Source organism: Frankia sp. CcWB3, assembly GCF_977927595.1.
The window spans coordinates 1-10450 of sequence record NZ_CDWRCK010000046.1; the positions used below are offsets into that span (position 1 = coordinate 1).

Genomic DNA, 10450 nt, shown 5'->3' on the forward strand with positions numbered 1-10450 from the left:
TCGTGAACGGACGTGGAGCCACGGCGGTTACGTCGGGCTGCGAAGCGTCAACCACCCGGGACGCGGCATGACCGCCGCCGGGAATCCCTCGCGTTCACGCGGGGGAGGATGTCAACTGGCGGTCCCCATGGATGGCGGTGGTTTGTTGTGATCGGCAGTTCGTGATCCGTGATCTATGGGGGTAGGTAGAGGCGGAGCCGGTGTCCGGCGGCGAGCGTGTCGGTCAGTTCGCGGAGTGGGTGGGGCATCGGGGCGGTGGTCCAGGCCTGCCAGAGGCGTAGCAGGAGGCACAGCGGGGTCAGGCAGGCGCGGACCTGTCGGAGGTTGACCGGCCAGGACGGCGGTGTGCCGCTGCGGACCGGTTGCGGGCTGGGCTGGGTGTGGGTGGCTCGGTGGGGGTGTCGTGCCAGCACAGGCTGAACGCGCAGTTCACCAGGGTCCAGCGGCGGGCGATCGCGGTGGCGGAGCGGACCTGGAAGTCGGCCCAGCCCAGTTCGTGCTTGACCTGCTTGTAGTCCTGTTCGACCCAGCCGCGTAGCCCGTAGAGGCGGATGATCTCGTCGTAGCTGGCGGGTGAGAACGCCGACGTCGCCGTGGTGGGCAGGTCCGGGCGGGGCAGGGTGGTGGCCAGGTACCAGGTGCTGGTGGTTGGCCGGGTCGCCGGGTCGGTGGTGGCCACGACCAGCCGCAGTGGCCCGCCGATCCGGTACGGGCCGCCTCGGGAACCGATGTACTGACGGGACACGCCCGCGGTGGCGTGCCCGCTCTTGCGGTCCCCGGAGTCGTCCAGGATCAGTACCCCGCCGGGATGAGGCCGGGTGGCCGGCGCCGCCATGAGCAGCTCAACCCGCCGAGTGTTGATTTTCTCGTGGTCCCACGGCGACTCGGACAGAAACCACTGCAGCCGCTGGACCTCCCGGTGCTGCGCGCCCACCACCGGCTCCGCCCCGGCCAGACAGGTCAGCGTCTTGTTCCGGTCCCGCGGCAGCAGCAGACCGACCAGGTAGTCCCGGAACGCCCGCCGCTGCGCCCGGGAGGCGAACAGGCCATCCAACCGGGACGCGTACGCCTCCACCGGCGCCGGAGCCGGCGGGCACGGCAGCGGCTCTGTCATCACGATCACCTCCGCGGCCGAACCGCTCCTTCCCTACCCGACACAGCCAGACAATTCCCCGGCCGCCCATACATGATCAAACAATCACAACAAACCACCGATGGGCAGGGTGTGCTCGGGCGCACGGTTGTCCACAGACCCTACCGTGAGCCGGGGACAGCCGTGAGCTGGCGACGGGCCCGTTTAGCCGGGGACGGGTTATCCGAACCGGGCTGCGCGCATCTCGCAGATGTCGGTGACCGGCGGCGGGTACGGGGCGAAGCGCTGCGCGACCCAGGCGGTGAGGTCGGCCATCGATGCGCCGAGGACGGTGCCGTGGTCCGCGCCGGGGTAACGCCGGTAGTTCACGGTCGTGCCCTTCCGGCACAGCCCGGTGACCACGCCGTCGGTCACCGTGCGTCGGATCACCAGGTCGAGGTCACCCTGGAGAACGAGGGTCGGAGCCATCTTCCGCAGGGCCACCTCTCGCTGCCGGGCGAATCCGGCTGCGAAGGGCTGATGATCCAGAGGATTGACGGTAAAGGCGGTGTCGACGGACGTACCGATGCTCGCCCTGGTGAGGTCGGTGGCGCAACGGTCGCGGGCGATCGACAGCAGTCGCCGGCCGGTCGGGGTGAGCACCCGGTCCAGGTTGATCGTCCGGTCCTCGACGGACAGCCCGATTATCGCCAGCAGGACATAGGCGACCCCGTCGGTATTGTGCTGCAAGGTGGCGAGGGACGCCGGCAGGTCGGCCAGGGGGGCGGTTGCGACGACTCCCCGGATCCGTAGCTCGGGTGCGTAGGCGGCGGCAATCGCTCCGGCGGCTAACACCGCCTGGCCGCCCTGCGAATAGCCCCAGAGGACGATGTCGCGACCGGCACCGGTCGCCTTGAGGGCAGCGGCGGCGCGTGCCGCGTCAAGCACGGCCCTGCCCTCCGGCTCGGCAACGTAGATCGCGTGTTCGCCGGGACTCCCCAGTCCCGGATAGTCTGTGAGGGCCACGACATAACCGGCTCGGACGAGCGGAAAAGTCGAGGCGGCGGCGATCAGCGCGGGTCGTGCCGCCGACGGTGCACAGGCATCCTTGAGGCCCGTGGTGCCATGCCCGAACGCGACGATTTTTCGGCCGCCCGGCGGAACCGGAACGTTCTCCTCCGGAGCCAGGATTATCCCGGACACCGGAATGTCGACGCCCGGCGTCGCGTGGGACCGGTACATCACCCGCCACGCCCGGATACCAGTCGGGGCCGGCGCGACCACCTGACTGGACAGAATTTCCCCGCGGGTTCCCGGTGGTAACGATGCACCTCGCTCATCGGGTCCGCCGGCACTGATCGCGGGGGATGATCCGTCGTCGCCGCCAGCCCGCTTTCCGCAGGCCGCGAGGGGCAGCAGCCCGAGCAGGAGCCGGACCGCGAGCAGCGGGGTACGGACCGGACGGGAGGGGCATCGGTGCGCCCCGGCAGGGGTGGCCCCCGCAGCCGGTCGTGTCGGCCTCCCTGACTGCGCTGACTGCGTCGGCCGGGAGCGCGGGGGCGTGGTGTTAACGCATCCGGCCAGGCCGGCGGGCCACTCGGATCATTCGGGACAACAGGCTGCTGATCCAAGCTTGGCCGCCGATAATGCACGAATTAAGCCTAATGAGGCACATCCGGCCATCGCGTCGGCGGTCCGCCTGGGCCGGCCGGATCTTGACTGGCGGTGGATCGCTTCGCTGGACGATTCGGGCACCTATGATCGGGCACCCATGAGGGACGTACCGGGCGTAACCGGACCTGCCGCAACCTGCCGGGACGTGCCCGGGACGTGCCCGGGACGTGCCCGGGACGCCGTGGAGCCACTCTTGCGGGTGCCCGGTGGGAGACGGAAGATCGCTCGATACCCTTACGGTGTCCTCAGGCGGGTGCGGTAGCGGTCCCTCGATGGTTGCCGCGGTCTCACGGACGTGTCCAACCCGTCGTCGAAGCCTGTCGGAGGCCCGCGATAGTGAATGCATTCGCGTCGAACACCCTCGCTCTCGGCCCTGGCGTCCTCAGCGCGGACAGCCTGGCCAAAGCGGGCCTGGCTGTCGTTCTGTTGATCGTCTTCGTGGAGTCCGGCCTACTGGTCGGGTTCTTCCTCCCGGGTGACTCCGTGCTGTTCACCGTGGGTATGTTGATCGCCCGCGACGAGCTTTCCACCCCGCTGCCGGTGGCGGCTGTCCTGATCGGGCTCGCCGCGGTGGCTGGCGACCAAGTCGGCTACCTGATCGGTCGAAGAGCCGGTCCGGCGTTGTTCCGACGCCCCGACTCGCGGCTGTTCAAACAGGAGTACGTCGAGCAGTCGCACGAGTTCTTCGAGAAATACGGGCCGCGGTCCATCATCCTGGCGCGGTTTGTTCCCGTGGTCCGCACCTTCACTCCGGTCATCGCCGGCGTGAGCCGGATGAACTACCGCATCTTCATCACCTACAACATTGTGGGCGGGGTGGTCTGGGGTTGCGGCCTCACGGTTCTGGGTTTTTACCTCGGTAAGATAGATTTTGTACGGAACAACATTGAGCCGATGTTGATTCTAATTGTCGCCGTCTCGGTGCTTCCCATCGCTTTCGAATTCCTCCGGGCCCACCGTAGGAAGCGGGCCAGGAACGGTGCCGTGCGGGAAGGCTCCGCTGAATTCGGCAGGAGTGCCCCGGTCGCCGAGGAGGCTGCGACCTTCGCGGTACGGCCACGCCGCGGCGGCGGGCGTCACTCGGCTGCTCATCAACGTCAGACCCCGGGACTGAGCGAGACTGATCAGGACTGACCGGGGCTGATTGGGATACCCCGGTGGTCATCGCGGCCGCGCGACGGTTACCTGTGATGCGGCCAAGTCGCGAGGACGGGTCCCGGCGGGCTCCGCACCGATACGGGGGGAGTCGGCGGGACGCCCGCCGGGACCCGTCAACCGTATCGGGTCAACGGGTCATTGTCGCCTCTCCTCGTCACCCAAAGGTGGGAACAGTCGCTGGTCGCACACCGAAAGCATCGTTTGTATGACGATCATCTCACTATTGGTGGGTGGTGTTGTGGCCTTGGGGGGCCATCGAGAGATCGCGGCAACCGAGCTGGTCACGGTCGGTGCAGTCTGCTGGTCGGGGTCGCCGTAGCCAGGTCGCCCTCGGTGCAGCCGGGGCGCCGCCGGACTCACGAGGCGTCCGCACTCACAAGGCGTCCGGTCCGCGTTCCCCCGTGCGGACGCGGGCGGGGGCGTCAACAGGAAGAACCCAGATCTTGCCGGCTCCGCTGGCCGCCGATCCGCCCGATCTCCGGATCACCTCGATGACGTCCTCGACGTCGGAGTCCGCGACGACGCATTCGACCCGCACGGCGCTCACCGACTCATCGTGGAAGGTCTGCCCGCGATATGTCTGGGTACGCCACAGTTCGATGCCGAATCCGGTCACCTGGCTGACCGTCATACCCTGAATACCGAAGGTCTCAAGGGCGGTGCGTACGTCATCGATGCGATGTGGACGCAGGATGGCGGTGACCAGTCTCACCGGGACCTCACCAGGTTGTCTGGAACCGCATGCCGACGGCCCGGCGCACCTCCGGGTGAGGTTTCATCGCGGAGAAGCGTAGAGCCGGCAGGTGACGGTTCCGTCTCGGGAATGTCATCGAATGGCGTAACGGAAGGAATGGTAGATGTCCCTGCTCGACCGCGGTACACCCCCCGACCCGTTCGACGTGCTGCCCGCCAAACCGCTGTTCACCGTGACCAGTACGGACCTCGTCGACGGTGGAGTCGTTCCGTCCGATCAGGTGCACACCAGCGCCGGGGGTGCCGACATCTCCCCACAGCTGGCCTGGTTCGGTCAGCCCGCCGAGACCAGGAGTTTCGTCGTCACCTGCTACGACCCGGACGCGCCCACCGGCAGCGGATTCTGGCACTGGGTCCTGGTGGGCATCCCCGCGGCGGTGACCGAGCTTCCCCGCGGCGCGGGCAGCGGCGACTTCACCGGCCTGCCCGTCGGCGCGTATCACGTGCGCAGCGACTGGGGCTCCAAGGCGTATGGCGGGGCCGCGCCGCCGCAGGGCGACGTACCGCACCGGTACATCTTCACCGTCCACGCGGTCGACGTTCCGGAACTAGAGATCAACGACGAGGTCTCACCGGCCGTCGTCGGCTTCAACCTCACCTTCCACACCCTCGCCCGGGCCGTGCTGCGGGTGACCTTCCAACGCTGACGGGGCCGCCCTGCCGGCGCGTCGAGGTCCTCAGGTGCCGCGCCCTCGGCGCGCCGCCCGGGGATCGTCAGCTGGTGGAGCTGGGGCTGGGCTCCACGGGCGGGTAACCGAACCCGCCCGTGAGGCCGGCGGCCCGTGGGACGGCCGGGCCGTCGACGAGCTCCCCGCTCCCGAGCTCCCCGCTCTCGAGTTCCCGGTTGTCGAGGAGTTCGTCGGCCATCCGGCGCAGCCGGCCGGGACCGAGATCCGACGGGTCCAGCTCGGCCGGATCCAGATCGTCGGGGGTCAGGTTGGTGTCGTCGACCTCGCCGTGCATCTTCGAGCCGTTGAGCACCACGGGGATCTCCAGGTCGCCGACGACGTGCTCGACGTAGAAGGCGCGGGCGCCGATCAGCCACAGGGCGTAGCCCGGGTCGAGCCTGGGGAGCAGGTCGGCGGCGACATCGGTGAGCCCGAGCGCGGCCTGCGTGTCGGCGATCTGATCGGACGCCTGCTTGTAGAGGATCCGGATCGCGGTCTCGGCGAGCAGGCCCTTGGCGATCTCCACCGAGTCCGGCGAGGCGGACAGCAGGTCGGAGATACGGTGGGCAACGATCGCGTTCGCGCATCCCCACTGCCGGGCGAGCTTCTGCTGGGCGGACAGCCGGCGGACGAGGCCGGCGAACCGCATCAGCCGCCAGCACTCGTCGTAGACGACGTAGCGCTGCACGCCGTCCTGGCGCATGAGTGCCGCTTCCATCCACGCCTGCGCGCAGGTCATGATCAGGGCGATCATCTCATCGCTGCCCTGGACCCGCTCCAGGTTCAGCACGGCGATCGGACGGTCGAAGTCCAGCGGGGAGGTGGTAGGCCCGTCGAACAGACCGCCCAGCGCGCCGTGCGTGAGCCGGCGCAGGGTCAGCGTGGCATCCCGGGAGGCGTCGCGCAGCTCGGTCGCGGTCATCGGGAGGTTGACACAGTCCTCCTCGGTCGGATCCGTCATCGCCTCCAGCACGTGCGGCAGGAGCGGGGTTGCCCACCGGTCCGGGGACGCCCCGGTGATCTGCCGGGTCACGACGTCGAGAGCCAGGTCGACCGCGGTGTGCTCGGCCGGGGTGAGCGGTACCCCCTTCGCCGTCTCGATCAGGGACGACAGGAGTGCCGAACGAGCCCGCTTCACCTCACGGGCCCAGTCCTCGTCGGCGATGCCCATCGGACGAGGTGGGGCGTCGAGCGGGTTCAGCCGGGTGGCCATGCCGGGCCCGATGTAGGTGGGCTCACAGCCGAGGCGCCGAGCCAGCCGCGTGTACTCGCCCTTCGGGTCACAGGGTACGGCGGCCTGGTAGCCGAATGCCGCCCCCCGCGAGATCAGCGTCTTCAGCAGCGCCGACTTGCGGGAGCCGACCGCGCCGAACACGGCGAAGTTCGGATTCTCGATGACCTGCTGGCGGTACAGCTCGAAGACGTCGAAGTCGAACGAGTTCCCCGACCAAACGTGCCGACCGATGTACATGCCGGGCGCGGCCAAGCCGGAGTCGACGACGAACGGGTAGATGCCGGCGATCTGTGCCGTCGTCTCCATGTGCGCGGGAAGCCGCAGCTTGTGGAACGTCCGCCCGCCGAACGGCCCGAACAGCCGCGGCGGCTGTGCGCCCCGGCGCAGGGCTAGCTGGGCCCGGCGCATCGCCGCCTTCTCGGTGGCCGCCGCGGCCCGTTCCGTGCGCCGGCTGCGCCGGGGGGGCTCCGCGGCTATGTGTCCCTCGCGCTGCCGCCGCGGACCGCCGCCGAGGTCCACATAGCCCTCGGCGTCGCGTCCCGGGTCGTGGGACGTGGCCTCGTAGGCCGCCGCCTCGTAGCCGTCGGGGTCGTAACCGGCCTCGTCGTAGCTGGGCGGGTCGTCGAAGTCGCCGTCGCCGAAGTCGTCGTCGCCGAAGTCGTCGAAGTCGCCGTCGACGCCCTCGTCGCCGGGGCCGCCCGGGCCGCCGGGGCTGCTGTCGGCACGCTCGGGGCGACCGGCCACGGCTCCACCGGCCGGATAGCCAGCCGGCACGTAACCGCCCACCGCATGGCCGTTGCCCGCATAGCCGCCGGTCGGGTATCCGCCGGTCGGGACCGGGTACCCGCGGGCCGAGGCGTCGTCGTGTGCTGAGCTCAAGAAACCCCCACCGCCAACGGTAGTGCTCCGACGCTGAAGCCCTGATCCTGCTCGCCGACGAGACGCACCATCTCCAACCGGCTGCGTGAGGCCAGCGTTTCGGCCTCACCGCAGGCATCGGCGAGCCCGTCGAGGTCGTCGGCGGAGACCGTGACGAAGCCGTGGAAGCGGAAGGCGCCGAATCCGGCGATCAGCTCCTGCTCGCGGCGTTCGACCTCGTCGGCCTCAGCCACGTCGCGCTGGGTGGTGACCTTCCCGACCTTGTCCCGCATCTGCTGTTCACCGAGGTGTGCCATCCGCCGTCGGTTTACCGCCTTCTCCGCCTTCCGGCCAGGCAGCGGCTCGACCACCAGTGAAACCGTCCGCCGACAGGTCGTCTCCATCAGCAGCGGAGCGAGGAACGCGGCAGGGGAGGGCACACGCGGCCAGCCATTGATCCAGTATGTCGTGTGGAAGCCGGAGTCGGTGCGGTAGTGGTCCCAGGCGGTGACGGTCCGGACCGGGCCCGCGACCGCCGGGTCGATGCCGGACGCCAACCCCTTCAGGCCCCCGGCGAGGTCCGTACTCGCACCACCCCGCGCGTCAATCATCTCGATCGAGTACGGATCGTAGGTGGTGCGGATGACCGCGGCGAGCGCCCGTGGCGGCAGCCATCCGACCGTGTTGATGGACGCACGGGCGAGAGCCGCCTCCATCGTGCGCAGTTCGCCGAGCAGGACGGCGCAGGCCGCCTGGTCACCGCCCCCGGCCCGCTGGATCGCGCGCCGGGCGTCCCTGGCCCGAAGCTGAAACGAGAGGTAGGTCTCGTGTCTCTGCGCCACCGGGCCCGCCGCGTCGATGACCTGCTGGTAGGCGTCGGCGGCCCAAGAGTCGTCGTGATGCCCGCGGACCCGCCAGTGCCGCTGAAGCTGGTCGCCGGAGTCGGGCAGCGTGCGTTCCAACCACTGGATGCGCGACAGTTTGCCGCCCCCGGCGGTCAGCCCGGCCAGCAGTTCCCCCCAGGCGTCCACCCTGGCCTGCTGGTCACCGGACTCCAGCAGGGCGAACTGGCTACCCTGCACCTGCAGGACGGCGGTGTAGGTCTGCTGCTTGGCATCCTTTACCACCGCCACGTACCGGCCGCCGCCGACCGGTACGGACAACATCACCAGCGACGACAGCGGCCCCGGAAGGACCGTTCGGCTGAGCTGGTCCTCCCCGGCACCCAGCCGGAAGAACGCGCCACGGAACACCGTTTCGCCCGTCACCTTCTGCATCGTGAAGCCGAAGAGGATCGGCACCCACTGGTCGAGATTACGATCCTCCACCCGGACGAACGCAACAAATAGGAGCATTACTCCCATCAGTACCCAGAGTGGGATGAACAGGAGTGGAGAGCGAAGTGCCCCGAGCACGCACAGCATCACGCCGATCATCAGGCCGAGCTGCGGCCAGCGCATGCCCAGCATGACTCCGCCGCGTTCCAGCGGTCCGAAGCGGTAACTGCGTTCCGCGATCATCGGCTACCTCGCTACCTCGCTACCTCGCCACTCAACTACTCACGTGCCGCCGGTGCGGGACGGCGGCACCGCCGCCGTCATCTTCGGAGGCCGGGACGCCGACGGGGGCACGGGTACCCGCGTCGTGGCCTGACCGGGCCCGCGTGCCCCGCCCGTGACGGAACCCGGGCGCATCGTCCTCGTGGCGCCGACCGGCCTGGAATTGCTGCCGACCGTGACCGTCGCCCTGGTGGGGGTGGCGGCTCTTGCCGGTTGCCGGGTACTGCCACCGCCGGCCCGGGGCCGGCCGGCCGTCGAGCCGCGCACCGCGGCCGTGGCGGCACCCGTCCGGGAGGACGTGCCCGCCGGAGCGCCGAGGCCACTGCCACGACCGGTCCGTAGCGCGGCCGGCCGGGGCAGCGCGGGCTCGGCGCCAAAGCTGCCGGCGCCACCGGCGCCACCGGCGTCGCCGAGCATGCCGCGATTGCGGGTCTGCAGCCGTGCACCGATTCCGCGGAAAGTCTCCCGCGACGTCGATCCCAGCAACGCACCCGCCCCTTGGCCGAACGACGCCGCACTGCGCCGACCTGCTGAACCGACGGCGCGCATCAGGTGGATGTCGGCGAATCCCATCAGGTGCAGCAGGACGAAGGGGGCGAACACCGCCGCAATCATCACCACGGCCCCGCCGAGGATCGTCAGTGTCTGATCGACTGTGGAGCCGCTCGAGTCGCTTGCCACACCGGCACCGAGCGTGAAAATCGCGTAAATAACCGGCTTCGCGAAAATCAGCGCCAAGAGGATCTCGGTCGCCCGCTTGATCCAGGCGCTCGTGGACATCGTCGGCTGCCCGGCCAGATACACCGGGATGAACACCGCCATCACGATGATCGCAACCTTGCGGATGTACAGCACCACGAAGAGCGCAAACGAGAACAACGCCACCAGCAGCGACAGGACGATGCCGAGTGCGAAGTTCCCCTGCTCCGGTAGAGCCCGCAGTTGGGCTACCAGGGCCGAGCCGAGTGGCTTCCCGTCACCGAAGGCGTCGGCGATCCCGTCCGAGGCAGTGAGCACCATCTGCAGCAGGGTGAGTGCGACGAATGAGCCGAGGATCGCGGTGCCGGTGGAGGCTAGCGCGCGTGCGAAGATGTGAGGATCACCGCGTACGGCGCCCATGATGCAGGCGCAGATGAACAGGCCGGTGACGATCAGTACCGCCACCCCGAACGCGATGTTGTAGTTCTGGACGACGTAGTCGGCGTTCAGGTCGATGGTCGTCTTCTGCGCCGCGAAGCTGAATACGGAGCTGGACAGGTCAGCCGCCATGCCGCAGAAGGCCTTGCCCATCGAGTTGAAGTACGCATCCGCACTCCCCGATATCGCACCCTTGATTGCATCGAGTGGATTGGGGTTGAAGGCCAGGATAATACTGCCTTCGCCTGTACCGCCGGACGTCATGCGACCGCTCCGATCAGAAGAAAACTCCGAAATTCCTCGGACCGCTGCTCAACGGGATCAGGACCATGGGGAC

At 68.9% G+C, this 10450-nt stretch carries 7 protein-coding genes and 1 pseudogene; 2 read left to right on the forward strand and 6 right to left on the reverse strand.

Annotated features, from left to right (window positions below):
• Positions 1-367: 367 nt before the first annotated feature.
• Both ACY5KJ_RS05865 and ACY5KJ_RS05870 read right to left on the reverse strand, forming a co-directional pair.
• Positions 368-1114, reverse strand: a pseudogene (locus ACY5KJ_RS05865) (transposase); the annotation flags it as partial.
• A 198-nt stretch (positions 1115-1312) separates the two neighbouring features.
• Positions 1313-2356: an alpha/beta fold hydrolase gene (locus tag ACY5KJ_RS05870; protein WP_462202944.1), complete on the reverse strand. Its 1044-nt coding sequence runs from the start codon at positions 2354-2356 to the stop codon at positions 1313-1315.
• Positions 2357-3082: 726 nt separating this feature from the next.
• Between ACY5KJ_RS05870 and ACY5KJ_RS05875 the strand changes: the two genes are divergently transcribed.
• Positions 3083-3880: a DedA family protein gene (locus ACY5KJ_RS05875; protein ID WP_462187226.1), complete on the forward strand. Its 798-nt coding sequence runs from the start codon at positions 3083-3085 to the stop codon at positions 3878-3880.
• A 397-nt stretch (positions 3881-4277) separates the two neighbouring features.
• On the opposite strand, the gene ACY5KJ_RS05880 is transcribed toward ACY5KJ_RS05875, so the two are convergent.
• Positions 4278-4616 carry a P-II family nitrogen regulator gene (locus ACY5KJ_RS05880; protein WP_462187225.1) on the reverse strand — a complete coding sequence of 113 codons (339 nt, stop codon included), beginning with the start codon at positions 4614-4616 and terminating at the stop codon, positions 4278-4280.
• Between the two features lie 145 nt (positions 4617-4761).
• Here ACY5KJ_RS05880 and ACY5KJ_RS05885 point away from each other — a divergent pair, with 145 nt between their 5' ends.
• On the forward strand, positions 4762-5304 hold the full coding sequence (locus ACY5KJ_RS05885) for a YbhB/YbcL family Raf kinase inhibitor-like protein (RefSeq protein WP_462187224.1): 543 nt from the start codon (positions 4762-4764) through the stop codon (positions 5302-5304).
• Between the two features lie 67 nt (positions 5305-5371).
• Here ACY5KJ_RS05885 and ACY5KJ_RS05890 read toward each other — a convergent pair whose 3' ends face one another.
• The 3 genes from ACY5KJ_RS05890 to ACY5KJ_RS05900 are packed head-to-tail and all read right to left on the reverse strand — an operon-like array spanning position 5372 to position 10377.
• Complete coding sequence (locus tag ACY5KJ_RS05890; RefSeq protein ID WP_462187223.1) at positions 5372-7438, reverse strand: conjugal transfer protein TraC; 2067 nt, start codon at positions 7436-7438, stop codon at positions 5372-5374.
• A complete protein-coding gene (locus ACY5KJ_RS05895; RefSeq protein WP_462187222.1) occupies positions 7435-8937 on the reverse strand; it encodes an SCO6880 family protein in 1503 nt (500 codons plus the stop codon). Before ACY5KJ_RS05895 ends, ACY5KJ_RS05890 begins: the two co-directional genes overlap by 4 nt.
• A 39-nt stretch (positions 8938-8976) precedes the next feature.
• Entirely contained in the window at positions 8977-10377 is a 1401-nt protein-coding gene (locus ACY5KJ_RS05900; protein WP_462202945.1) for a hypothetical protein, read from the reverse strand.
• Positions 10378-10450 lie beyond the last annotated feature (73 nt).